Source organism: Variovorax glucosi, from assembly GCF_051216695.1.
In the GTDB taxonomy this organism is placed as follows: Bacteria; Pseudomonadota; Gammaproteobacteria; order Burkholderiales; family Burkholderiaceae_C; genus Variovorax.
The window spans coordinates 211,866-234,827 of record NZ_JBPJZE010000002.1; the positions used below are offsets into that span (position 1 = coordinate 211,866).

Annotated in this window: 21 protein-coding genes and 2 pseudogenes; 10 read left to right on the forward strand and 13 right to left on the reverse strand. The window is 62.4% G+C overall.

Features of this window, described 5'->3' with window-relative positions:
- Positions 1-16: 16 nt before the first annotated feature.
- The 7 genes from ACSFA3_RS09385 to ACSFA3_RS09415 all read right to left on the reverse strand — a co-directional run bounded on the left by ACSFA3_RS09385 (position 17) and on the right by ACSFA3_RS09415 (position 8,275).
- Positions 17-1,396, reverse strand: a complete 1,380-nt coding sequence (locus ACSFA3_RS09385) for an aspartate aminotransferase family protein (RefSeq protein WP_435505180.1) — start codon at positions 1,394-1,396, stop codon at positions 17-19.
- 36 nt (positions 1,397-1,432) lie between these two features.
- Positions 1,433-2,404 (reverse strand): 2-hydroxyacid dehydrogenase, encoded by a 972-nt coding sequence (locus ACSFA3_RS09390; protein WP_435505181.1) that lies wholly within the window; start codon positions 2,402-2,404, stop codon positions 1,433-1,435.
- Positions 2,404-4,059 (reverse strand): ABC transporter ATP-binding protein, encoded by a 1,656-nt coding sequence (locus ACSFA3_RS09395; RefSeq protein WP_435505182.1) that lies wholly within the window; start codon positions 4,057-4,059, stop codon positions 2,404-2,406. The genes ACSFA3_RS09390 and ACSFA3_RS09395 overlap by 1 nt, the downstream gene beginning before the upstream one ends.
- Positions 4,056-4,904, reverse strand: a complete 849-nt coding sequence (locus tag ACSFA3_RS09400; RefSeq protein ID WP_435505183.1) for an ABC transporter permease — start codon at positions 4,902-4,904, stop codon at positions 4,056-4,058. Before ACSFA3_RS09400 ends, ACSFA3_RS09395 begins: the two co-directional genes overlap by 4 nt.
- Positions 4,901-5,875 carry an ABC transporter permease gene (locus ACSFA3_RS09405; RefSeq protein ID WP_435505184.1) on the reverse strand — a complete coding sequence of 325 codons (975 nt, stop codon included), beginning with the start codon at positions 5,873-5,875 and terminating at the stop codon, positions 4,901-4,903. The genes ACSFA3_RS09400 and ACSFA3_RS09405 overlap by 4 nt, the downstream gene beginning before the upstream one ends.
- Position 5,876: 1 nt before the next feature.
- Positions 5,877-7,445 carry an ABC transporter substrate-binding protein gene (locus tag ACSFA3_RS09410; protein ID WP_435505185.1) on the reverse strand — a complete coding sequence of 523 codons (1,569 nt, stop codon included), beginning with the start codon at positions 7,443-7,445 and terminating at the stop codon, positions 5,877-5,879.
- A 68-nt stretch (positions 7,446-7,513) separates the two neighbouring features.
- Positions 7,514-8,275 carry a class II aldolase/adducin family protein gene (locus ACSFA3_RS09415; protein WP_435505186.1) on the reverse strand — a complete coding sequence of 254 codons (762 nt, stop codon included), beginning with the start codon at positions 8,273-8,275 and terminating at the stop codon, positions 7,514-7,516.
- Positions 8,276-8,468: 193 nt separating this feature from the next.
- On the opposite strand from ACSFA3_RS09415, the gene ACSFA3_RS09420 reads away from it, so the two are divergent.
- Together ACSFA3_RS09420 and ACSFA3_RS09425 are read left to right on the forward strand one after the other, a co-directional pair.
- Complete coding sequence (locus ACSFA3_RS09420) at positions 8,469-9,389, forward strand: hydroxymethylglutaryl-CoA lyase (protein ID WP_435505187.1); 921 nt, start codon at positions 8,469-8,471, stop codon at positions 9,387-9,389.
- Positions 9,390-9,501: 112 nt separating this feature from the next.
- Positions 9,502-10,074, forward strand: coding sequence for an aspartyl/asparaginyl beta-hydroxylase domain-containing protein (locus ACSFA3_RS09425; protein WP_435505188.1), 573 nt, complete (start codon positions 9,502-9,504; stop codon positions 10,072-10,074).
- A 58-nt stretch (positions 10,075-10,132) separates the two neighbouring features.
- Here ACSFA3_RS09425 and ACSFA3_RS09430 read toward each other — a convergent pair whose 3' ends face one another.
- Positions 10,133-10,702 (reverse strand): 2OG-Fe(II) oxygenase, encoded by a 570-nt coding sequence (locus ACSFA3_RS09430; RefSeq protein WP_435505189.1) that lies wholly within the window; start codon positions 10,700-10,702, stop codon positions 10,133-10,135.
- A gap of 509 nt (positions 10,703-11,211) precedes the next feature.
- Here ACSFA3_RS09430 and ACSFA3_RS09435 point away from each other — a divergent pair.
- From ACSFA3_RS09435 to ACSFA3_RS09455, 5 genes and pseudogenes are all read left to right on the forward strand, one after another.
- The gene (locus ACSFA3_RS09435) at positions 11,212-11,502 is read left to right on the forward strand and encodes a hypothetical protein (RefSeq protein ID WP_435505190.1); all 291 of its coding nucleotides are present in this window, start codon (positions 11,212-11,214) and stop codon (positions 11,500-11,502) included.
- A 132-nt stretch (positions 11,503-11,634) separates the two neighbouring features.
- Positions 11,635-11,939: pseudogene (locus ACSFA3_RS09440) on the forward strand (transposase); the annotation flags it as partial.
- Between the two features lie 84 nt (positions 11,940-12,023).
- Positions 12,024-12,197: pseudogene (locus ACSFA3_RS09445) on the forward strand (IS5/IS1182 family transposase); the annotation flags it as partial.
- A 342-nt stretch (positions 12,198-12,539) separates the two neighbouring features.
- A complete protein-coding gene (locus ACSFA3_RS09450; protein ID WP_435505191.1) occupies positions 12,540-13,925 on the forward strand; it encodes a sensor domain-containing diguanylate cyclase in 1,386 nt (461 codons plus the stop codon).
- Positions 13,926-14,087: 162 nt separating this feature from the next.
- Positions 14,088-15,437 carry a glycerophosphodiester phosphodiesterase family protein gene (locus ACSFA3_RS09455; protein WP_435505192.1) on the forward strand — a complete coding sequence of 450 codons (1,350 nt, stop codon included), beginning with the start codon at positions 14,088-14,090 and terminating at the stop codon, positions 15,435-15,437.
- 40 nt (positions 15,438-15,477) lie between these two features.
- Here ACSFA3_RS09455 and argE read toward each other — a convergent pair whose 3' ends face one another.
- Complete coding sequence (gene argE, locus ACSFA3_RS09460) at positions 15,478-16,635, reverse strand: acetylornithine deacetylase (protein WP_435505193.1); 1,158 nt, start codon at positions 16,633-16,635, stop codon at positions 15,478-15,480.
- 112 nt (positions 16,636-16,747) lie between these two features.
- Between argE and ACSFA3_RS09465 the strand changes: the two genes are divergently transcribed.
- From ACSFA3_RS09465 to ACSFA3_RS09475, 3 genes are all read left to right on the forward strand, one after another.
- A complete protein-coding gene (locus tag ACSFA3_RS09465) occupies positions 16,748-18,049 on the forward strand; it encodes an MFS transporter (RefSeq protein WP_435505194.1) in 1,302 nt (433 codons plus the stop codon).
- Between the two features lie 212 nt (positions 18,050-18,261).
- Entirely contained in the window at positions 18,262-18,681 is a 420-nt protein-coding gene (locus tag ACSFA3_RS09470; protein ID WP_435505195.1) for a VOC family protein, read from the forward strand.
- Positions 18,681-19,541 (forward strand): 2OG-Fe(II) oxygenase, encoded by an 861-nt coding sequence (locus tag ACSFA3_RS09475; protein ID WP_435505196.1) that lies wholly within the window; start codon positions 18,681-18,683, stop codon positions 19,539-19,541. Before ACSFA3_RS09470 ends, ACSFA3_RS09475 begins: the two co-directional genes overlap by 1 nt.
- 19 nt (positions 19,542-19,560) lie before the next feature.
- Here ACSFA3_RS09475 and ACSFA3_RS09480 read toward each other — a convergent pair whose 3' ends face one another.
- From ACSFA3_RS09480 to nirD, 4 genes are all read right to left on the reverse strand, one after another.
- Complete coding sequence (locus ACSFA3_RS09480; protein ID WP_435505197.1) at positions 19,561-19,884, reverse strand: EthD family reductase; 324 nt, start codon at positions 19,882-19,884, stop codon at positions 19,561-19,563.
- A 57-nt stretch (positions 19,885-19,941) separates the two neighbouring features.
- A complete protein-coding gene (locus ACSFA3_RS09485) occupies positions 19,942-21,687 on the reverse strand; it encodes a bifunctional protein-serine/threonine kinase/phosphatase (protein ID WP_435505198.1) in 1,746 nt (581 codons plus the stop codon).
- Positions 21,688-21,709: 22 nt separating this feature from the next.
- On the reverse strand, positions 21,710-22,522 hold the full coding sequence (locus ACSFA3_RS09490) for a formate/nitrite transporter family protein (RefSeq protein ID WP_435505199.1): 813 nt from the start codon (positions 22,520-22,522) through the stop codon (positions 21,710-21,712).
- 78 nt (positions 22,523-22,600) lie between these two features.
- Positions 22,601-22,954 carry a nitrite reductase small subunit NirD gene (nirD, locus tag ACSFA3_RS09495; RefSeq protein ID WP_435505200.1) on the reverse strand — a complete coding sequence of 118 codons (354 nt, stop codon included), beginning with the start codon at positions 22,952-22,954 and terminating at the stop codon, positions 22,601-22,603.
- Positions 22,955-22,962: the final 8 nt, after the last annotated feature.

The following is a 22,962-nucleotide window of genomic DNA, read 5'->3' on the forward strand; positions in this document are numbered from 1 at the left end:
GGTGAATCAGGTCGCTTCAGGCCTCGACCGCCATCGCTTCCTCGAACAGCGCCATCGCCCGGTCGAAGCGCGCGAACATGTCGTCGATCTGCTCGGCGGTGATGATGAGCGGCGGGCAGAACGCCACCGCATCGCCCATCGCGCGGACGATCAGGCCCTGCGCCAACGCAAGCTCGGCCAGCTTCGCACCGGCCTTCTGCGTCGGGTCGAACGATGTCTTCGTGGCTGGGTCGATGGCGAGTTCCATCGCGCCGATCAGGCCGATCCCGCGCACTTCGCCGACGAAGCGGCGCGACGCGTAAGCACGCAGCTTTTCCTGGAACGGCGGTGCGATCGATTGAACGTGCGCGACGATGTTCTCGTCCTCGTAGACCTGTAGCGTTTCCAGCGCCACCGCGCTAGTTACCGGATGGCCCGAGTAGGTGAAGCCGTGGCCAAAGGTGCCGATCTTTCCGCTATTGGCCGAGACTGCCGCATAGACCTTCTCGGAAATCATCACCGCCGAGATCGGCACGTAGCCCGACGACAGGCCCTTGGCCGTGGTCAGGATGTCGGGCCGCATGCCGAAGGTCGTCGAGCCGAACATCTCCCCGGTTCGCCCGTAGCCGCAGATGACTTCATCGGAGATCAGCAGCACGTCGTACTTCTTCAGCACGGCCTGGATCTTCTCGAAGTAGGTGGCCGGCGGCACGATCACGCCGCCAGCGCCCATCACCGGCTCGGCGATGAAGGCGCCGACCGTCTCCGGGCCTTCTTCGAGGATGCGCTTCTCGAGGTTGTCGGCCAGTCGGGTCGCGAAGGCTTCCTCGCTCTCGCCGGCGTCGGCATAGCGGTAGTGATGCGGGCAATCGACATGCAGGATGCGGTCGATCGGCAGGTCGAAATCGCGGTGGTTGTTGATGAGCCCGCTCAGGCTCGCAGCCACGACGGTGACGCCGTGGTACGCGTTCTTGCGCGCGATGATCTTCTTCTTCTCTGGCTTGCCGATGGCGTTGAAGTAGTACCAGACCAGCTTCACGGCGGAGTCGTTGGCTTCGGACCCGGAGTTGGCGAAGAACACCTTCGACATCGGCACCGGTGCCAGCGTCAGCAGCTTCTCGGCCAGCGCGATGGCGGCCGGGTTCGAGCGGCCGTTGAACGTGTGGTAGTACGGCAGGCCGTGCAGCGCGTCGCTGCCCGCCTTGGCTAGACGCGCATTGCTGAAGCCCAGCGATGCGCACCACAGGCCTGACATCGCTTCGAGATAGCGCCGGCCCTGGTCGTCCTCCACGAAGATGCCGTCGCCGCGCACGATCACCATCGGCCCGACCTGCGGATGCGTCGCCATGTTTGTGAACGGATGCAGGTGCGATGCGATGTCGTTGGCTGCGTGCTCGGCGTGTGTGTGTGCGTTCATTGGGCTTCGCTGTGGATGTAGGAAAACGACGCTGCTTCAGTAGCCGCGCGCGAGGTCGACGAGATGGCGCGGCCGCTCACCCTGCCGCAGCGTCGCGAGATTCGCCAGCGTCTGCTGCGCGATCACCGACGGATCGGTGCGGGTCGAGATGTGCGGTGTGACGAGGATGCGCGGCTCATGCCAGAACGCATGGTCGGCGGGCAGCGGCTCGACCGAGAACGCATCGAGCGTTGCGCCGGAAAGCTGACCGCTCTGCAGCGCTTCGAGCAGATCGGCTTCGACCAGATGATCGCCGCGGCCGACGTTGATCAGGTGTGCGCCGCGCGGCAATTGCGCGAACAGCGATGCATTCAGAAAGCCGTGCGTCTGCGCCGTCAGTGGCAGCAGGCACACCAGCGTGTCGCAGCCGGAAAGGAATTCGCCGAGCTGGTCGTCGCCATGGAAACTCCGCACGCCTTCTGGCAGGTCCGTCTTGGCGCTCCGGCTCCAGCCGCGCACCTGGTAGCCGATGGTCGCCAGCGCCTCGGCGCAGGCCATGCCCAGCGTGCCGAGCCCGGCGATGCCGACGCGATGGTGGCGCGGAGAAATCACTGGCTGTTCCTCCCATCGACTGGCTGCTGAACTCGCCACATACGCCGCCATGCCGCGATGCTGCTGCACCACCGCCCAGCTCACATAGGCCTTCATGCCCGCAGCCATCGTGGTGTCGACGATGCGGCATAGCGGCCGGTCGCGCGGAAGATCGGCATCTGCCGCGATGTGGTCGATGCCGGCGGCGAGCGACTGGATCAGCTGCAACTTCGGCAACTGCGCCAGCAGCCCGTGCGGCGGGAACCAGCAGACTGCGATGTCGATGTCCTCGACCGGACCGAGCGATGCGACATCGTTGCCCATCCGCAGGTCGATGCCCGGGAAAGCCTTGCGAAACGCATTGGCGAGATAGCCGAGGTCGAGCACTTCGCTGAGCAGCGCGACGCAGGGCAGGGGAGAGATTACTTGCGCCGTCATCAGGCCACCATCTCTTCCGTGCGAGCGGCTTCGACCGACGGTGACGCAAGACGCGGCACCGCATCGATCAGCTTCTGCGTGTACGGATGCTGCGGAGCACCCAGCACCTTGTGCGTCTCGCCGTATTCGACGACCACGCCGCGCTGCATCACCGCGATGTGGTCGCACATCTGGCCGGCCACGCGCAGGTCGTGCGTGATGAAAACCATCGCCAGCTTGAACTGTTCCCGCACCTGCGCGAACAGATCGAGCACCTGTGCCTGCACCGATACGTCGAGCGCGGAGACCGGCTCGTCGGCCACCAGCAGTTCAGGCTGCATCGCCAACGCGCGGGCGATGCCGATGCGCTGGCGTTGTCCGCCGGAGAACTCATGCGGATAGCGCATCGCGGCGTCCGCGCCGAGCCCGACCAGCGCCAGCAACTCCATCGTGCGCGCCATCGCTTCGGCCTTGCTCACCCCCTGCGCGATCGGCCCGCCTGCGATGGCCGCGCCGATGCGATGACGCGGGTTCAACGACGCATACGGGTCCTGGAAAACCATCTGGATGCGGCCGGCGGCTTCCTTCCGAAAGTTGCCGTTCTGCGCCAGGTTGCGACCCTTGAACAGGATGCGCCCGGTATCGAACGGCGCCAGCCCGACCAGGCAGCGGCCCACGCTCGATTTGCCAGAACCCGATTCGCCGACCAGCCCCAGCGTCTCGCCGCGCCGCAGGTCGAAGCTGATGTCTTTCGCCGCCTGCACCGAACGTCCTTTCTTAAAGAGCCCGTTGCCTGAGACGTAGGTCTTGCACAGTTCCTGCACCTGCAGCACGAAAGGCGCGTCGTCCGTCGGCGTCACGCGGTCGGCGTTGCCTGTCGGGATGGCGTCGATCAGCTTGCGCGTATAGGCATGTTTCGGCGCATCGAGCACCTCGCGCGCCGGACCGGATTCGACCACCTTGCCGGTCTGCATGACGACGACGTGATCGGCGATTTCAGACACCACGCCGAAGTCGTGTGTGATGAAAAGCACCGCAGTGCCGCGGCGCTGCTGCAGTTCGCGCACCAGTTTGAGGATCTGCGCCTGCGTCGTCACGTCGAGGGCCGTCGTCGGCTCGTCGCAGATCAGCAGCAGCGGCTCCAGCACCAGCGCGCAGGCGATCATCACGCGCTGCCGCTGGCCGCCCGACAGCCGGAACGGATAGCTGTCGATGGTGAGTTCCGGGTCGGGCAAGCCGACATCGGCCAGCGCGGCGAGGATGCGCTTGCGCTTCTCTGCGGCCGGCACGCTGACATGCGCATCGAACACTTCGCCGATCTGCTCGCCGATGCGCATCACTGGGTTCAGCGCCGTCATCGGCTCCTGGAACACCATGCCGATGCGGCGTCCGCGCAGCTCGCGCATCTGCGGCTCGGTCAGCGTCAGCAGGTCGACGCCTTCGAACAAAATCTTGCCGGCCACCGGACGCACATGCGGTTGCGGCAGCAGGCCCATCACCGAATTGGCGATCATCGATTTGCCCGAACCCGATTCGCCGACCACGCACAGCGTCTGGCCGGGCATGACGGAAAGCGTTGCGCCTTCGACGGCCAGCGCGCGGTCCGCGCCCTTGGGCAGACAGATGCTCAGGCCCTGCACTTCGAGCACGGGGCGCGTGTGGATAGACGCGGTCATTTACCTCTCCCGTCGCTACGCGTGTTCAAGCCATCGTTCAGGCCTTCGCCGACGAGGTTGAGCGCCAGCACAGTGAGCACGATGGCGAGACCGGGGAACAGCGCCATCCACCAGGCTTGGCGCAATACCGTGCGCGCCGAACCGACCATGTAGCCCCAGCTCATCTGGTTCGGATCGCCCAGGCCGAGAAAGCTCAGGCTCGACTCCAGCAGGATGGCTGTCGCCACCATCAGCGATGCCATCACGATGATCGGCGACATCGCATTCGGCAGGATCTGCGTCAGTATGATCCGCGTCGTCGACTGGCCGGCAAGCAATGCGGCCTGCACGAAATCGCGCTGGCGCAGCGTGAGGAATTCGCTGCGCACCAGCCGCGCGACCGGCGGCCACGAAACGATGGCGATGGCGACCACGATCGACGTCACCGAAGGCTGGAAGATCGCGACCAGCACGATCGCCAGCGCAAAGCTCGGCACCGCCTGGAACAGCTCGGTGAAGCGCATCAGCGTCGCATCGATCCAGCCGCCGAAATAGCCAGCGATGGCGCCGATGGTCACGCCGATGGACAGCGCCACCACGGTCGAGATCACGCCGATCAGCAGCGAGATACGCGCGCCGTAGATGACGCCGGAGAGGATGTCGCGGCCGAGCGTGTCGGTGCCCATCGCGAAGCCGGGCTCCGTCCACGGTCGCAGGAACGGCTGCTGCACCATGCCCCATGGATCGTTGGTCGCGATCCACGGACCGAACAGCGCGACGATGGCGACGACCAGCAACACCGCGAGGCCTGCGACCGCACCCTTGTTGCGACAGAAGCGCCGCCAGAAAGGACTGTTGAGGGTCATGTCAGTTCGATTCGAGGGTCGACCAATGTGTAGATCAGGTCGGTGATGAGGTTGAACAGCACGGCCATGGCAGCCGTCACAAGGAAGGCGCCGAGCAGCAGGCTGTAGTCGCGTTGAAGCAGCGCGTCGAACATCAGCCGTCCGAGGCCGGGCCATGCAAACACGGTCTCGGTCAGCACCGCGCCGCCGATCAGTCCGCCGGCCTGGATGCCGGCCAGCGTGACGACCGGCAGCAGCGCGTTGCGCAGTACATGCGCACGCAGGATGCGGCCGGGCTTCACACCCTTGGCGCGCGCGGTCTTCACGAAATCCATCTGCGCGACTTCGATCATGGTGGCGCGCGTCATGCGCGCATAGACCGCCATGTAGAAGAGCGCGAGCGTCATCACCGGCAGGATCAGGTGCAGGAAGCGGTCCCACATCAGCGCCAGTCCGGTCGCGCCGGAGCCGACGGTGTTGTAGCCGAAGCCGGGCAGCCAATCGAGCTGCACCGTAAAGATCAGCACCGCCATCAGCGCGAGCCAATAGAGCGGCGTTGCGTAGAAAACCAGCGCCACCGTCGTGATGGCGCTGTCGACCCAGGTGCCGGCCTTGCGCGCCGACAGCGCACCGAGCGTCACGCCGAACAGTAGCGACAGCACGAAGGCGCTGCCGGTGAGCAGCAGCGTCGCAGGCAGGCGGTCGAGGATCAGGTCGAGCACCGGCTGCTGCTGCCGGTACGAGAAGCCGAGGTCGAGCTGCACCACCTTGCCGAGGTAGGTCGCGAGCTGCGTCGTCAGCGGCTTGTCGAGCCCGAACTGCTTGTTCAGCTGCGCGACGAACTGCGCATCCGACGCGCCGGCCTCGCCCGCCATCACCGATACCGGATCGCCCGGCGCCGCGCGCACCAGCATGAAGTTGACGGTGGCGATCAGCAGGATCGCCACCAGACCCTGCAGCACGCGGGTCAACATGAACTGCGTGCGTTTCATGTCATGCGATCGATGCGGTGGCTAGGCTGTCGTTCAGGCCGATGCCGGAACTCACCAGATTGCTGATCTTGCTGCGGTACAGCGTCGGGAAGTTGATCTCGTACAACCACGCGACCGGCACTTCGTCGAGCAGGATCTTCTGCACTTCGAGGTAGATCGCCGCGCGCTTCTCCGGATCCGATTCCTTGGCACCTGCATCGAACAGCGCATCGACCTTCGGATTCGAATAGCCCTCGACGTTGTTGAACGGCGAGCCCTTCGCGATGTTGCTGCTGGTGTAGTTGCGCGACACGCCGAGCGCCGGGTCGCCGTACTGATACACGTAGGTGAAGGCGAGGTCGTAGTCCCATTCGTTGAGCTTCTGGTTCCAGCCGGCAACGTCGGTCGCGACCGTCTCGATCTTCACGCCGGCCTGGGCCAGGTTCTGGCGCAGGATTTCCGCCGAGCGGGTCCATGTTTCGCCGTAGGGCAGCGGCAGCAGGCGCAGCGTCTCGCCCTTGTAGCCGGCTTCGGCCAGCAGCTTCTTGGCTGTCTCGATGTTGCGCGGGTACTTGGCGACATCGGTGCTGTAGAACTTGATGTTGCTGTTGAACGGCCCGGTCGCCGGCTTGGCGAAACCCTGCCAGGCCACCTTGCAGATCGCCTCGCGGTCGATCGCATGCATCAGCGCCTGACGGAACTTGACGTTGTCCATTGGCGCCTTGCGGTTGTTGATCCACATCCAGGCATGCGGTGCGAAGAACTCCCAACCTTTGGTCGTGACGGCCGCACCCGGCAGCTTGGCAAGGCGCTGCACGTCGAAGTATTCGACCGAACCGCCGGGCACCACGTCGATCTTTCCGGACTCGAAAGCCGCGGCGCGCGAGGCCGCGTCGGGAATGATGTGGAAGTAGACGCTCTCAACCATCGGCACGTCCTTGACGTGGTACTTGTCGTTGGCCGTCAGCAGGATGTAGCTGCCCTTGACCCATTCCTTGAACTTGAACGGACCGGTGCCGATCGGCGTCGCGTTGGCCGGGTTGGTCGCGAAGTCGGTGCCTTCGTAGATGTGCTTCGGGATCATCGGCATGCTGCCGACCTCGAAGATGCCCAGGAACGGGCCGAACGGGTACTTGAGCTTGAACTCGACCGTCAGCGGATCGAGCGCCTTGATGCTCTCGACAGCGGCCAGGTTGTTGCGCAGGCGCGCGTGCGTCTTGCGCAGGAACACGTCGGCGGAGAACACCACGTCGGCCGATGTGAACGGCTTGCCGTCGTGCCATGTCACGCCCGGCTTCAGCTTGAAGGTGAAGAGCGTGCCTTCCTTGTTCGACGTCCACGAAGTCGCAAGGCCGGGCAGCGGGCTCACCTTCTCGTCGTAGCGCAGCAGGCCTTCGTAGATGTTGCCGGCCACCAGTTGCGTCGGTGCGTTCTGCGTGATGCCGACCATCAGGCTCGGCGGCTCCGGCTGCACGACGACGTTGATGATCCCGCCCTTCTTGCTGGCGGCCAGGAGATGGAGCGGTACGCCGGCGAGCGTGAAGCCGGCGGCGGTTGCGGCGCCCATTTGGATGAGATTGCGACGTTTCATTGGCACGGACTCCTGACGGAAAAGAGAACTAAGGGAAGGACGGAAAAGAGAAGGGAAGGGAAGGGCGGCTAGTCGCGGAACGAGCGCTGCGGCATCGGCTCGACGCGCTGCACCATCGCGCGCCACTCGCGCGCATACGTGTCGGTCTCGCCCGGCTCCAGCGTGGTCTCGCCGCCTTCGTATTGCCGCGCGGTACGCTCGCAGACGTCGGCCGGCACCGGATGCACCGGCTCGCCGCTGGACTGGATCGCCAGCTGCACCCGGCAGGCACGCTCCAGGTTCAGCATCAGGATGAAGGCTTCCGAAACGGTGCGACCGAGCGTCAGCAGACCGTGATTTCGCAGGATCAGGGCGCGCGAGGTCGGACCGAGATCGGTCACCAGGCGGTCGCGCTCCGCATGGTCGAGCGCGATGCCTTCGAATTCGTGGTACGTCACGCGGTTGTAGAACTGCAGCGCCCACTGGTTGCACGGCTGCAGTCCGCATTCGAGCGACGACACGCCGACCCCCGCGACCGTGTGCGTGTGCAGCACGCAGGCCGCGTCGTGGCGGGCTGCATGCACGGCGCTGTGGATGGTGAAACCGGCCGGGTTCACGTCGTACTCGGAGGGCTCGACGATGCGGCCTTCGAGGTCGATCTTGACCAGCGACGACGCCGTGATGTCGCGAAACAGCATGCCGAACGGGTTGATCAGGAACTGGTCGTGGCGGTCGGGCACGCGGGCGGAGATGTGCGTGAAGATGCTGTCGTCCATGCCGTAATGCGCGACCAGGCGATAAGCGGCAGCAAGGTCTTCACGTATCTGGCGTTCGGAATCTGAGACTGACATGTTCGATAAATCCTTGGCGTTGTTAAAACTGTCGACAGTCAACTTTGTACACCAGGATGCAAGTTGCGGGCCAGCCTTGGAAACCCTCGGATCACCTTTGCGGTGCATCGCGCGGGAAACTGCGATATCGCCAAAGTCACGTCGCCCAAGCCAGAATCGTGTGACCGACCACGAATTGAAAAGAGGCAATTTCATGAAGCTCCCCACCCGCGTCAACCTCGTCGATGTCGGCCCGCGCGACGGACTGCAGAACGAAAAGCTGCCCGTTCCCGCCGAAATCAAGATCGGTCTCGTACATCGTTTACAGGACGCCGGCCTGAAAGACATCGAAGTCACCAGCTTCGTCAGCCCGAAATGGGTGCCGCAGATGGCGGACAACGCCGAAGTGATGCACGGCATCACGCGCAAGGCCGGTGTGCGCTATTCGGTGCTGACGCCCAATATGAAAGGCTTCGAAGCCGCCATTGCCGCGCCACGCGGGGAATGGCCGGACGAGATCGTGGTGTTCGGTGCGGCGAGCGAGGCTTTCAGCCAGAGGAACATCAATTGCTCGATCGCGGAAAGCATCGAGCGCTTTGCGCCAGTGGTTGCGGCGGCGCGCGAATTGGGAATTCATGTGCGCGGGGCGATGTCCTGTACGGTGGGGTGCCCGTATGAAGGTGAGATCGATCCGTCGCGGGTCGAGATGCTGGCCGGGTTGATGAAGGGGATCGGTGTGCAGCACGTGGGCGTGGCCGACACGATTGGCGTCGGGACGCCGGTGAAGGTGCAGCGGGCTATCGAGGCGACGCGGAAGCACTTTGAAATCGATGCGATTTCAGGGCATTTCCACGACACGTATGGGCAGGCGCTCGTGAATACGCTGGCGAGTCTGGAAATGGGGATCTGGCAATACGACACTTCTTTGGCTGGATTGGGCGGGTGTCCCTATGCAAAGGGGGCGACCGGGAATGTGGCGACCGAGGATGTCGTCTACATGTTGCAGGGAATGGGGATCGAAACGGGAATCGATCTGGATCTTCTGATCGATGCGGGTGTGTATATCAGCCAGACGTTAGGTAGGGAGCCAAATTCGCGGGCTTCGAAAGCGATTCGGACCAAGCGCGTTGGGTGAGGGTGGTGCTGCCAGTGGATCTGTATTGAGCAGAAGCAAGACAAAATAATCCATGCCATTCCCAATCGTTTCTATCGACTGAGATCTTCTTGACGAATGGATGCGTAGAAAGTTGACCGCAAAGGCGCTGTACGCCATTTTTTTGGCGCGCGCACCGACGAGATCCGCGCTGATCTGGACACGCTACTTCCTAGTGCCCATTCATTGGCAAATTTCCAGGACATTCTTCTTCGCTGGTTATGGCGTCGAAAGTGCGCGCAATTGGGAGGCATGTACCAATACTGCAGCGGCGATCGATTTGATCTCAGGTGTCTCTACCGCTTTCTTCTTCATCCTCGCTTCGGGAAAGGTGCTGCCAGCGCATTGCGTTCCCTGTGAGGGGGTGCTTCGTTATCACTTTGGCCTGCGCATTCCGGTATCGGACAAAAGCTGTGACATTCGGGTCCTATACGAGACGCGGACTTTGTCGGAGGGTAAGGCTCTCGTCTTCGACAACACGTTCCAGCATGAAGTGTGGAACCGCACGTCGGAGTGGCGCATCGTGCTCTTTGTCGATTTCCTGCGACCGCTGCCTTTGGTTCCGCTATTGCTGAACAATGCCGTGACGGAACTGATTCGTCGCACTTCGTTTATACGTGTGGCGGCCAAAAATCAGGAGCGCTGGGAGACTAGCTTTTACATGTGAGTTTTTGGCTGGTCTCTCTATAGGCTATTGCAGCACACGAGAATTTGGCCGACCAAATTTATGACGATGTGCTCGGCATAGAGAAAAAGACATCCGTACGCAGCACATATTTAGATCCCGCACTCACTGGCGAGCCTTGATGCCGGAGCCGATGAGGGAAAACCAACGCTCTACCCCGCTTGGGCTCTATCTTCTCCCAATTGAAGTCAGTGCTTCCACCTTCGAAGTCGTCATTGAGATACATCATGAACGTCAAGAAGGTCTCGTCACCATGAGTGTCGGTAACTGTGCCATCAAGATGCCATGCAAATTTCTGTTTTTCGATATACCTGTAAAAGCGAAATCGCTCGTTCATTCGACTCAATATCCAACCGTCTTTTTCTGGGATCAAAAACGGTTTGGCTCTTTCGAACAACTGCCCAGCCAATGACATATCGTCAAAGATCACACGATCGTTATTTCGTATGTCTTTGATTACACGATCGCCCTCATCTGTGCGAATCGCTGCTTGCTCGTACCCGATGGCTTCGCTGTGCTGAATGAGGTTCTGGCATTCCTCAACGGAAAGAAAATTGTCAATCGTGAGGATCCCCGCACCCAAAGAAGTGATTTCGAACGGTGGTTGCATGGCGAGGGGACTTGAAGATTTATGCATTGTCGTGATGTTTCGCGCGGGCCTGGTTTCTTCGATCTCAGGCAAGCTGTCTCGTGTGGGATAAATATAGTCGTAAAGTGTTCATTTCAAACGGACTTCGACGCGAACAACATAGTATGTGCCTTCAGGTGCGGCCACGATATTCAGATATGGGTACGCCCTAAAAAGTTTCCCGAGCTTCTTGCGCCAAGTAATCTCACGAGTCGAATAACGCGTGCCTCTTGCTCCTATATTCTTTTACCGTGAAAATTAGAGATTATCTTTTATCTTGCATTACCTGTTATGGTTTTTTTGGCTGTTGCCGGTCAGAGGCGCCGGAGAAATAATTTAATACCGCTCATTTGCGGAAAGGTAACTGCCAAGCAGTGAGGCTGTTGACCAGCGCCGAAGCAAAATCTTTGGACTGACGAAGAAATTCGACGTTTATGGCTATATCGGCTTGCGCCAGAGTAGAGTCAGTTTCGTGCGAGCAAATGAAACTTATGGCGGCCAACACGGCGCAGCAAGCATACGAAGAGACGCGTAATCACGTCGAGCTAATTAGTCAAATGGGATTATTGGACGTGTGGATGATGTTTATCGCGCAACTGATCCAGGCTTGCAAGGATCCTGATAATAGCGAGCTCATTGCAACGGCCAGATTTGCCGGAAAGGTGATGATTGAAGAGAAAGCGCAAACCATCAAAAAATATCGCTTGAAGATGCGTCAAATCATTCGGGAGACTTTTCACACACGCGACCATATCGTGCAGCAAGGATGGCGAAATAAATAGTCCGCCCTCAAAAAATCCGATATTCAATTGAGTTCAGTGCGATGCAACGCGAGCGTCTGAACTGCTGGGGTCATCGATGCGCTTAGGGACACGCTGAAAAACCTGGCCCCTAACTCGCTTGCGATCTGAGCCATAAAGCAAACCGATCGCGGCCTGAACCTGACGACCAAGCGCAAGTGCAAACGAGAATTCCTCGCCCAGATGGCATGCGCCGTGCTTCGAGCAGCGCTGGTCGATCTGGTCGCGCCCCACGCATCCAATGGCAAGAAGGGCTGTCCGCCCTTTGCCATGGAAGCCATGCTGCGCATCTACTTCATTCAGCAGTGGTTCACCCTTTCGGAACCGGCGATGGAAGAAGCGCTTCGAGACGTGCCCCTGTTCCGCAAATTCGCCAGCTTGGCTGGGACAGCTGGTTGCCCGACGAGAGCACCATCCTTTAATTCCGCCATCTGCTGGCAAAGCACAAACTCGCCGAGCAGACCCTGGCGCTGGACAAGACCGCTGAGATCGATGCCCTGGACGAAAAGCTCAATGCGAGCATGCGTGCCAAGGTCGAATACCCATTCAAGGTCATAAAGCGGCAGTTCGGCCGTATGAAGGTGCGCTACTGCGGGCTCGCGAAGAACCCGGCCCGGTTGCTGACGCCGTTCGCGTTGTCGAACCTGTGGATGGTGCGCGGTAGATTGCTTGCTATGCAGACGGGAGTGCGTCCGCTGCACGACAGGACAGCTTGCAAAGATGCGAAATCGCAAAAACGAACACGTAATGCAGGCGTCGTTCTGCTGAATGATCGACTGCACAACGCCAGCTCAGCCATTCGCCTGCGAACGCGCAAATGATCTTGCGTTGATCAGACCATCGCTGGTCGTTGAAGCACGGGCAAAGAGCGCATTAGCAGCCGCAAATCGGCGTTGTTCCGGCGTTAGTTGCTATCGAAGTCTGAATAATCCGTAAAGAACATATTCAACTTCGATGCCATGTACTTGCCAGCTGAACTAGATATAGACACAGACAAAGACAAAGACATAGAGACGTACATGGATGACAGCGTCAACGATGAAGCCAGGCGTCTGAGAGCACTTGATTCATTGCAAGTGCTCGACACTCCACCAGAGGCAGTCTTCGACGATCTGGCCTGGCTTGCGTCGAAAGTCCTGGGCATGCCGATCAGCCTGGTCAGCCTGGTGTCATCCGAGCGCCAGTGGTTCAAAGCCCGATGTGGACTGGACCTCGACGGTACATTGCGCGGCGACGGATTTTGTTCGCTGGCCATTCATCAGGATGGCATCCTCGAGATTTCCGACGCGCGCGAAGACGATCGCTTTGCAAATCTTCCCTGCGTGATTTCGGCACCGCATGTGCGCTTCTATGCCGGCGCGGTGTTGACGAGCCCTGATGGCCATCGCTTCGGTACGCTGTGCGTGCTCGATACGAAGCCGCGCCTGTTGAGCGATGAGCAGCGGGAAATACTGAGCTGCATCGCGCGCCGCGCAAGTGACGCGCTTGAGATGCGCCGTCAGAAATTGCTTGCCCAAAGCCGGGAAAGCGCTATTTCCGAATTGCTCGATGTGTTGCCTGATGGCGTCGTGAGCTGTGACGCTTCGGGAACGCTGAAAGAATTCAACGGCGCCGCACGGGACTGGCATGGTGTGGACGCGCGCAAATGTCCTCCGGAAGAATGGGCTGCGCATTTCGGGCTTTACGACCAGGACGGGAAAAAGCTCCTGCAGCCGCATGAAATTCCGCTGCTGCGCGCCTGGAAGGGCGAGCGCGTGCGTGGACAGACCATCGTCATTCGTACGCCAAGCCAGCCACCTCGAACGGTCAACTGTTACGCGACACCGCTGATGGGCGTCGGGGACCAAATCCTCGGTGCTGTCTGCACGATGCACGACGTCACGGCACAAATCCAGCTGGCGCGGTTGTTGAAAAAGCAGGCGCTGACCGACGACCTGACCGGTTTGCCGAATCGCGCGGCATGGTTCGATCAGCTGGACCGCACCTTGATGGAGGCACGCCATGCCAATCGTTCGGTAACCGTGATGTTCATCGATCTCGATGGCTTCAAACAGGTCAACGACCGTCATGGACACGCTGCGGGCGACGAAGTGCTGCGCCGATTCAGCACGCGCCTCGAACGAAGCTGTCGCAAAGGCGATTTCGTCGCGCGGCTGGCAGGCGATGAATTTGTCGTTTGTCTGGTCCAGGAGATCGATGCCGAAATCGACCCGGCGCAGGTCAAGGAGCGCATTCGACAAGCAATGGTGCCCGAGATCATCTGGGAAGGTCTGTCGATAAAGATCGGTTGCAGCATCGGTGTTGCGGTGCAGCACGCACCTGACCTCGATGCAGTCCGGCTGATGGAAAGCGCGGATCAGGCGATGTATCTGGAGAAAAGAGAAAGACGAGCAGATTTGCGGTAAACCAGTCTGCCTATATGACCTCGCCGGAGCGGGTCCGGTAAATACGCCGTTGTTTCATCTGTGGCCCTTTTGAACCTACAACTTGTCACGCAGTCGTCATTGCTCGAACTTAGCCTGTCGCTACAGCCTGACAACTCGATAACAGACAACGGACACCGCCCAATGAACAACAAGACAGCAGTCGCACTCTCCGCATGCCTGCTCATCGCCGCGTGCGGCGGCAACGGCGACAACCCCCCAGCCCTCAGAACCCTCGACGGCAGCGCTCCGCTCGTCATCGGCCACCGCGGCCTCCCCGGTCTCTACCCCGAAGAAACCAAACTCGCCTACGAAGCTGCAGCCGACGCCGGCGCCGACTCCCTGGAACTCGACCTCCATCTCACCAGGGACTGCGTGCTCGTCGCCCGCCACAACCCCTGGCTCAGCGACAACACCAACATCGCAGAAGTCGCCCTGACCAACCCTTCCGTCGCCGCCCGCAAGCGCACGGTGCCGGGACGGCTCGTCAACGTCACCTACCCGGCGATCGCTGCGAACGGCCCCGCGCAGTACCTCACCGACCTGACCAACCCGTCAGACCCGAAATCCGTCCTCAAGTCGCTCGTCGTCGACGGCGAAGACCACACCAACGACTGGTCGATCAGCGACTTCACGATGACCGAGCTCCGGACGCTGATCGGCGGCACGACATACGATGCGCGCGCCCAGCGTCCGACCGATCTCAACGGCAAGCTGCCGATCATCAGTTTCCAGGACGTGATCGACATCGCGAAGGCGAAGAGCGCCGCGCTGGGTCGCACGATCACGGTCTATCCCGAGAGCAAGAACCCGATCTGGAACAACGCGCAGGGCGTTGCGAATGGCTGCGGTCCGACGGGCAGCCGTCCGTTCGAGGACGCGCTGATGAAGGTGCTGAACGCCAACGACCTGAACCGAAAGGAGGCGCCGATCTTCGTGCAGAGCTTCGATCCGGCCAGCCTGAAGTACCTGCGCTCGGCGGGCCTCCAGTCCAAGGCCGTGCAGCTGATCGACGGCAACGACATCGACTTCCGAACCGGCGAAATGATCTACGTGACGAACGACGAGTACACGTTCGTCAGCGCCCGCCCGTACAGCTGGACGCTGGCCGGCGACGCGCGCACCTTCGGCGCGATGCTGACGCCGGCGGGCCTGGCGGAGATCAAGACCTATGCGGACGGCATCGGCCCGTGGAAGCCGCAGGTGATGGCGCACACCATCGTGCCGTTCAAGCCGGCGCCGTACACCGGCTCGCTGGCCGAAGTGACGAACGTGACGCCTACCGCCGTGATCTCCGATGCGCACAAGGCTGGCCTGCTCGTTCACACCTTCACGTTCCGCAACGAATCGCGTTATCTGGCCGGCGTCTACAAGGGCGATCCGAAAGCCGAATACCGCGCCTATTTCGAAGCGGGCATCGACGGCGTGTTCTCGGATTTCGCGAACACGGCTTTCGCGGCGCGTAAGGACTACCTCGCCAGCACCGGCAGGTAAGAAGAATTAAGCAGCGCGCCCGCACGCGCGCGCCGCTGCCTCAAACCGCCAGCGACCGCCCAAGCTTCCGCAAGAAACCCTCGCAAGCCGCAAGCTGGTCAAGCGCCACGAACTCATCCGGCTTGTGCGCGTTCTCGATGTGTCCGGGCCCGCAGATCACGGTCGGAATGCCGGCCTGCTGGAACAGTCCGCCTTCTGTTCCATAGGCCACCTTCCGCGTCTGCCGGTCGTCCGTCAGGGCGCGCACCAGCTGCGTGATGGCTTCCTGCTCGGCCGTCTCCATGCCTGGAGCCGCAGCTGTATTCGTGATGTCGATGGATGCATCTGCATGTTCCTTTCGCATCTTCGGCAGCAGCTCGTCCTGGACGTATTGCTCGACCTGCGACCGGATGCCGTCGACCGACATGCCCGGAAGGTTGCGGAATTCGTACTGGAACTCGCACAGTTCCGGAATCGTGTTGACCGCGATGCCGCCCTGGATCTGGTTGGTGGTGAGCGTGGTGAATGGCACGTCGAAGAACTCGTCGTACGGACCGTTGGCGCGGTAGTGGTCGGCGATGTCGCGGATGCGGCAGATCAGCCGGGCCGCGTACTCGATGGCGTTGCAGCTTTGCGGCGTGAGCGATGAATGAGCCGCCTTGCCGTGCACGCGGCAGCGGAACAGATTGATTCCCTTGTGCGCCACGACCACCTGCATGCCGGTGGGTTCGCCGACCACGCAGCCTTCGGCACGCAGGCCGCGCTGCTTGAGTTCGGCCAGCATCACCGGCGCGCCCACGCAGCCGACTTCCTCGTCATAGGAGAAGGCGAGATGGATCGGCTTCTTGCGCGGCATGGCCAGGAATTCGGGCACCAGTGCCAGCGAGGTGGCGATGAAGCTCTTCATGTCGGCCGAGCCGCGCGCATACAGCTTGCCGTCGCGCTCGTCGATCCTGAAGGGATCGCTCGACCAGTTCTGTCCGTCGACCGGCACCACGTCGGTGTGGCCCGACAGGATGATGCCGCCGTCGGTACGGCCGTCGGTGGCGGGCAGGGTGGCGAAAAGGTTCGCCTTGCGGCGGTCGGGCGATGCGATCACATCGGCGCGTACGTTGTGCGTTGCCAGGCCCTCGCGCACGGATTCGATCAGTTCGAGATTGGAGTTGCGGCTGGTGGTGTCGAAAGCGACCAGGCGCTCGAGCCATTGACGGGTTTTCATAGTTGGACACAAGCCAAAGCTAATCAGTCTAGGCCGCAGCCAATGCCGCAGCAACGCGCCGCGGCATTCCTCCACGCGCATGATCTGGCCTCTTTTTTGCTATTCGAGACCAATGCAAACAACTGTTTCCTCCAAAAAAAGCATCCTCGCGGCCGTCATCGGAAATGCGCTGGAGTGGTACGACTTCCTGGCCTTCGCCTTCATGACGCCGATCGTGGCCAAGCTGTTCTTCCCCAGCAACCCGGCCGACCCCGACAACAACATCAACCAGATCCTGCTGACCACCGCCGTCTTCGGCGTGGGCTTCTTCATGCGGCCGGTGGGCGGCATCGTGCTCGGGCTCTACGGCGACCGAAAGGGCCGCAAGGCCGCAATGGTGATGGTCACCGGGCTGATGGCGGTGGCGATCGCGCTGATCACCTTCGCGCCCACGTACGCGGTGGTCGGCATTGCCGCGCCGCTGTTCATCGTGCTGGCGCGGCTGCTGCAGGGCTTTGCCGCCGGCGGCGAGTTCGGAACCTCTACCGCGCTGCTCATCGAGATGGCGCCGCCGGGCAGGCGCGGCTTCTACGGCTCTTGGCAGATGACCGGCCAGATGATCGCGCTGCTTCTGGGCGCCGCCGCCGGCACGCTGATCACCGAGATCTTCACTCAGGCGCAGATCATGGCCTGGGCCTGGCGCCTGCCGTTCGCGTTCGGCCTGTTGATCGTGCCGGTCGCGATCTACATCCGCCGCAACGTCGAAGAGCCCGAAGCCTTCGTGAAGATGAAGGCAGCGCAGGCCGCCGGCACGGTGCGCCAGGCCACGCTCGGCGAAATGCTGAAGAACCACATGCGCGAAACCCTGGTCGGCATGGGCCTGGTGGTCACGCTGACGGTATCGATCTACATCACCTTCACCTACCTCACCACGTTCTCCACCGTCACGCTCAAGCTGCCGCTGCGCGACACTTTCCTGGTGCAGATGGCCAGCGCTGCCTTCATGATCGTGCTGATGCCGCTCTGGGGCGCGATTTCCGACCGGGTCGGTCGCCGGCCGCTGATGATCGGTTCGCTGATCGGCTACCTGCTGGTGCTCTATCCAGCGTACTCATGGCTGACCTCCGAGCCGTCGATCACGCGGCTGCTGGTCGCGCAACTGTCGATCTGCGTGTTCGTGTCGGTCTACTTCGGCGTCTTCAGCACCGTGATCGCCGAATTGTTTCCGGCCAACGTGCGTTCGCTCGGCATGTCCCTGGCCTACAACATCGCGGTGATGATCTTCGGCGGCTTCGCGCAGTTCATCGTGACCTGGCTGATCCGCGCGACCGGTTCGCCGATGGCGCCGGCCTACTACGTGATGTTCGGCGTGGTGGTGGGACTGGTGGCGGCGTTCTTCATCCGCGACCGGACGCACGAAGCGTCGATCCACTAGCCAGGAGGTCCATCGCGAGGCAATGCGCATGGATCCGGGCAAGTCGAGGTCGAGGTCGCAGCCGGTGCCCAGTGTGCGCCTCGGGGTTTGCCTGTCTTGCCCGCGCCGGTCCCGACGCCTACGATAGTTCCGCGAAAATCGTGCCGCCGACGGCCTTCGTCCCGGCGCCAGATCCGAACCCCATACCGACACCGATACCGAATCCGAGACCCATGAGATACCTCCACACGATGGTCCGCGTGACGGACCTCGACGCATCGCTGCGCTTCTATCGCGATGCGCTCGGGCTGCAGGTCACACGCCAGTTCGACGTACCTTCCGGCCGCTTCACGCTGGTCTACCTTGCAGCAGAAGGTCAGCCCGACGTCGAGATCGAGCTAACGCACAACTGGGCCCCCGAGGCCTACACCGGCGGGCGCAGTTTCGGCCATGTCGCGTACGCGGTCGACGACATCTACGCAGCGTGCGAGCGGCTGATGGCGCACGGCGTGACCATCAGTCGCCCGCCGCGCGACGGGCGCATGGCGTTCGTGCGGTCGCCCGACGGCATTTCCGTCGAACTGCTGCAGGCCGGTCATGCGCTTGCGTCGGCCGAGCCCTGGGCGTCGATGCCGAACGTGGGGACATGGTGATGGCTGCCCGCAACTTTGCCAGCGAAGAAATCGACATCGATGCAGCGTCGGCGTGGCCCGCGCATCGCAGCGTCGCGCTGCTGCCCGGTTCGCTGCCGAAAGGCGGCGTCGTGCCCGACACGCCGATCCATGCGTTCGTCACGCCGCCGCCGCAACTGTCATTGGAGGCTGATGCGGGGACGCGCCCGACCCGGCACGATATCGAGCTCGGCGGGCTACTGGCGTTCGAGATCCGCAACTTGGCCACTGATTCCGAGGCGGATGCGTTGATCGAGGCGAGCGAGCGTTTCGGCTATCGCGACGAGGCGCCCGGCATCGCCACGCCGCCCGGCATGCGGATGAACAAGTCGGTGCACTGGATGGCCGACCTCGAATCGCTCGGCCCGCTGTTCGCGCGCATGCGCACGCTGCTGCCGCCCGATATCGACGGCATGACGCTGTACCCGCGCCTGTCCGAGCGCCTCAACATGTACCGTTACGACGACGGCGATGTGTTCAATCTGCACACCGATGGCGAATGGCCAGGTTTCTCGCTCGACGCCGAGCGCCGCCGCATGCTTCAGTGGCCCGCACACTTGCGCTCCGGATTGACGATGCTGCTTTATCTGAACGGCCCCGACGACGGCGTCCAGGGCGGCGACACCCGGCTCTACCGGCCCGACCGCAGCCACCACGATGTACGGCCGGCCAAGGGCTCCGCATTGTTCTTTCGCCACGGCTTCGGGCCGGGGTCGGTGCTGCACGTCGGCCGCCCGGTGCACGGGCCGGTGGCGAAGTACGTCGCGCGGATCAACGTGATGTACGAGGCGGCGCCTTCGCATCCCGGAGCACGCCGCGCGCCGGGGTCCGGGGTCGACTGAGCCCGGGCGGCTGCGATGCCTAGGTCGACGCGCCGACGAGGTCGCCGATCACGACGACCGGGCTCTTGTTGCTGAAATTGGGGACGTCGCCGAACACCGGGCCGGACTCCGCCGCCACTGCAGCCATGAACTGATCGGCGCTGTCGAATTCAAGGTTGGCGATGACGCTGTACGCCGGTTTGCCGCCGAACGGCGTGCCGACGGCCTTGAGCACGCGCCATCCCGTCATCCCGAACGGCTTGAACTTCTCGTTCACCAGGGGCATGTGCCTGGCCATGTAGTAGTCGAGATCGAAGGTCGCGTCGTCGACGTTCTCGTAGAGCACGGTGATCGTTGTCGTCATCAGTTTCTCCGTTGTTGTAGGGGTGAATTCGCTGCAAAAGATGTGCCACGCTGGACGTCAGCGCCCGAAGACGCGCAGCCCGAGCAGCACCACGACGGCCAGTCCCAGCAACACCGTCGTCACCTGCCAGAACAGCACCGGCCGCCGCTCGACCAGCGGCAGCGCCCGCGTTCGCAGGAACTCCGCTCCCGGCGATCGCAGGTCGTACGCAAATTCCGAAACCGCCTCCTGCCGCTTCGCCGGATTCGGATGCAGCCCCTTCTGCAGCACCGCATCCACCCAGGTCGGCAATTCCTGCCGGAAATGCCGCAGCGGCGTGTACCGCATGCGGTTCGCATCCGCAGCCGTCCGCACCTGCGTAGGCTGCAACCCATATGGCAGTTGCCCGGTCAGAAGCCAATAGGCAATCACTGTCAGCGAGAACAGATCCGACCGCGCACTCCCGCCGTTGCCGACGAAGTATTCGGGCGCCGTGTATTGCAGCGTCCCCTCGATCCCAAGCGCCCGCCGTTCGCTCTCCGAATCGGAAAGCCCGGCGACATGCGTCGATGCCAGATCGATGATCTTCACCGTCCCGGCACGATCGATCATCACGTTCTCCGGCCGCAGATCCTGGTGCAGCATCTCCCGTCCGTGCAGTGCCTGCAGCCCGCGCGCGAGTTGTTCGACGATGCCGCGCACGCTGTCGAGCGACGGACGCGGGTTGTCGACCGCCCATTGCGCGAGCGTCTGGCCATCGACGTATTCCATCGCGACGTAGAGGTGCGAACGCGGCCGGTCGACCGGGCTGGCCTTGAGCACATGCGGGCTGTCGACGCGCCGCGCGACCCATTCTTCGAGGACGAAACGGTCGAGGTAATCGCTGTCTTCGCGCAGGTCGACCGATGGCAGCTTCAGCACGACCTGCTGTCCGGTCGCGTCGTCGATTGCCAGATGCACATGGCTGCGCGAACTCACGTGCAGCTCGCGCACCAGCGTGAATCCTTCGAAGCGCGAGCGCGGTGCAAGCGGAGGCGCCAGGGTCAGGCCTTCGCGCTGCTGCGGCAATTGCGCGGCATCGGCTCCGGGAAGTTCGTCGATGCGCAGAAGCTGCACCGTACTGTCGTCGTCGCTGCCGCGATCTTGCGCGGCGACAGCGATGCGGCGGGCAGCAGCGTCGAGGTCGTTTCCGCAAGCGGCAAGCGCTTCGTGCACCGTGGCGGCATCGAGATGCGCATAGGCGCCGTCGGTCGCGAGCAGGTAGATCTCGCCGACTTCCGCATCCCAGCAGCGGTAGTCGATCTCCACGTTCGGCCCTGCACCGAGCGCGCGGCCGAGATACGACTCGGCCGACGACACATGCACGCGGTGGTCTTCGGTCAGCTGCTCCAGCGCATGCGAATGCAGGCGATAGATGCGCGCATCGCCGACATGCAGCATGTGCAGTTCGCGGCCCTTGAGGATCAGCGCGTCGAAGGTGCAGACGTAGCCGTTGTCCTTGTCGAAGCGGGCGTCGCTGCGCATCGTTTGCGCGTGCAGCCACGAATTGGTGGCGTCGAGCACGCGTTGCGCCGATCGCCGGACCGACCACGCCTCGGATGTGGCGTAGTAGTCGTCGAGAAAGCCGCGCACTGCCGCCGCGCTGGCGATCTGGCTGACCTTGCTGGAGCCGATGCCGTCGGCCAGCGCGACGGCGATGCCCTTCGATCTTCTCTGCGATCCCTCCGGCAGCATCGCGCCGTGGAAGTCCTGATTGACGGTTTTGCCGACACCGGCCAGCGAGTGCTGGCCAAGCGTGACGCGCAGTGCGGACTTCGCACCCATCGAAGACAAAGGCAGCGGGATTTCAGCGAACTGCGCGTTTGGCAGCCGTCTTGTAATGCGTCGCGTACAGCGTGAGGCCGACGAAGGTCAACCCACCGACGAGGTTGCCGAGCACGGTGGGGATCTCGTTCCAGATCAGGTAGTCCATCAGCGTGAACTTGCCGCCGAGCATCAGGCCGGTGGGGAACAGGAACATGTTGACGATCGAGTGTTCGAAGCCCATGTAGAAGAAGATCATGACCGGCATCCACATGCCGATGGCCTTGCCCGAGACGGTGGTCGACATCATGGCCGCGACCACGCCGGTCGACACCATCCAGTTGCACATCACGCCGCGGATGAACAGCGTCAGCATGCCGGCCGCGCCGTGCGCCTGATAGCCCAGCGTGCGGCCTTCGCCGATGTGGCCGAGGCGTTCGCCGACCGAGTTGGGCGCTTCGCTGAAGCCGAAGGTGAAGATGATCGACATAAACACGGCCACGGTCAGCGCGCCGGCGAAGTTGCCGCAGAACACCAGACCCCAGTTGCGCATCACGCCCTTCCAGGTGGCGCCGGGGCGCTTGTCCAGCACGGCCAGCGGCGCGAGCGTGAAGACGCCGGTCAGCAGGTCAAAGCCCATCAGGTACAGCATGATGAAACCTACCGGGAACAGCATCGCGCCGACCAGCGCATTACCGGTGTTGACGGTGACGGTGACCGCGAAGGCCGCGGCCAGGGCGAGGATGGCGCCGGCCATATAGGAGCGGATCAGCGTGTCGCGCGTCGACATCAGCAGCTTGGATTCGCCGGAATCGACCATCTTGGTCACGAATTCGGCAGGAGCGAGATAGGCCATGAATACCTTGGGAACTGGAAGAGAAATCGAGAAGCGCGGAAGGAGAGATCCGCGAAGGGAAAACCGCTGACGGAAGATTCAGCGCAGCGCGACCTGCACGGTGCCGGCTTCGACGCGCACCGCATGGGCGCGCACCGAGTGCTCCGGTGCTTCCAGGCATTCGCCTGTGCGCAGGTCGAAATGGTTCTTGTAGAGCGGCGATGCGACGACGATGTGGTCGCCGAGGCTGCCGACCAGTCCGCGCGAAAGCACGCTGGCGCCGGATTTCGGGTCGACGTTGTCGATGGCGAAGAACTGCTCGCCTTCGACATCGCTGCCGATGCGGAAGACCGCGACATGCACGCCGTCCACCAGCGCGCAGACGCCGGTGTCGGGAATGATGTCGGCGGCTGCGCAGACGTCGGTCCATTGAAGGGTCGTTTCGGTGGTCATGGGGATTT

Coding starts and splice junctions, on each gene's coding strand:
- ACSFA3_RS09385 (WP_435505180.1), bottom strand. CDS start 1,396: ATGAACGCACACACACACGCCGAGCACGCAGCCAACGACATCGCATCG.
- ACSFA3_RS09390 (WP_435505181.1), bottom strand. CDS start 2,404: ATGACGGCGCAAGTAATCTCTCCCCTGCCCTGCGTCGCGCTGCTCAGC.
- ACSFA3_RS09395 (WP_435505182.1), bottom strand. CDS start 4,059: ATGACCGCGTCTATCCACACGCGCCCCGTGCTCGAAGTGCAGGGCCTG.
- ACSFA3_RS09400 (WP_435505183.1), bottom strand. CDS start 4,904: ATGACCCTCAACAGTCCTTTCTGGCGGCGCTTCTGTCGCAACAAGGGT.
- ACSFA3_RS09405 (WP_435505184.1), bottom strand. CDS start 5,875: ATGAAACGCACGCAGTTCATGTTGACCCGCGTGCTGCAGGGTCTGGTG.
- ACSFA3_RS09410 (WP_435505185.1), bottom strand. CDS start 7,445: ATGAAACGTCGCAATCTCATCCAAATGGGCGCCGCAACCGCCGCCGGC.
- ACSFA3_RS09415 (WP_435505186.1), bottom strand. CDS start 8,275: ATGTCAGTCTCAGATTCCGAACGCCAGATACGTGAAGACCTTGCTGCC.
- ACSFA3_RS09420 (WP_435505187.1), top strand. CDS start 8,469: ATGAAGCTCCCCACCCGCGTCAACCTCGTCGATGTCGGCCCGCGCGAC.
- ACSFA3_RS09430 (WP_435505189.1), bottom strand. CDS start 10,702: ATGCAACCACCGTTCGAAATCACTTCTTTGGGTGCGGGGATCCTCACG.
- ACSFA3_RS09435 (WP_435505190.1), top strand. CDS start 11,212: ATGGCGGCCAACACGGCGCAGCAAGCATACGAAGAGACGCGTAATCAC.
- ACSFA3_RS09450 (WP_435505191.1), top strand. CDS start 12,540: ATGGATGACAGCGTCAACGATGAAGCCAGGCGTCTGAGAGCACTTGAT.
- ACSFA3_RS09455 (WP_435505192.1), top strand. CDS start 14,088: ATGAACAACAAGACAGCAGTCGCACTCTCCGCATGCCTGCTCATCGCC.
- argE (WP_435505193.1), bottom strand. CDS start 16,635: ATGAAAACCCGTCAATGGCTCGAGCGCCTGGTCGCTTTCGACACCACC.
- ACSFA3_RS09465 (WP_435505194.1), top strand. CDS start 16,748: ATGCAAACAACTGTTTCCTCCAAAAAAAGCATCCTCGCGGCCGTCATC.
- ACSFA3_RS09470 (WP_435505195.1), top strand. CDS start 18,262: ATGAGATACCTCCACACGATGGTCCGCGTGACGGACCTCGACGCATCG.
- ACSFA3_RS09475 (WP_435505196.1), top strand. CDS start 18,681: ATGGCTGCCCGCAACTTTGCCAGCGAAGAAATCGACATCGATGCAGCG.
- ACSFA3_RS09480 (WP_435505197.1), bottom strand. CDS start 19,884: ATGACGACAACGATCACCGTGCTCTACGAGAACGTCGACGACGCGACC.
- ACSFA3_RS09485 (WP_435505198.1), bottom strand. CDS start 21,687: ATGGGTGCGAAGTCCGCACTGCGCGTCACGCTTGGCCAGCACTCGCTG.
- ACSFA3_RS09490 (WP_435505199.1), bottom strand. CDS start 22,522: ATGGCCTATCTCGCTCCTGCCGAATTCGTGACCAAGATGGTCGATTCC.
- nirD (WP_435505200.1), bottom strand. CDS start 22,954: ATGACCACCGAAACGACCCTTCAATGGACCGACGTCTGCGCAGCCGCC.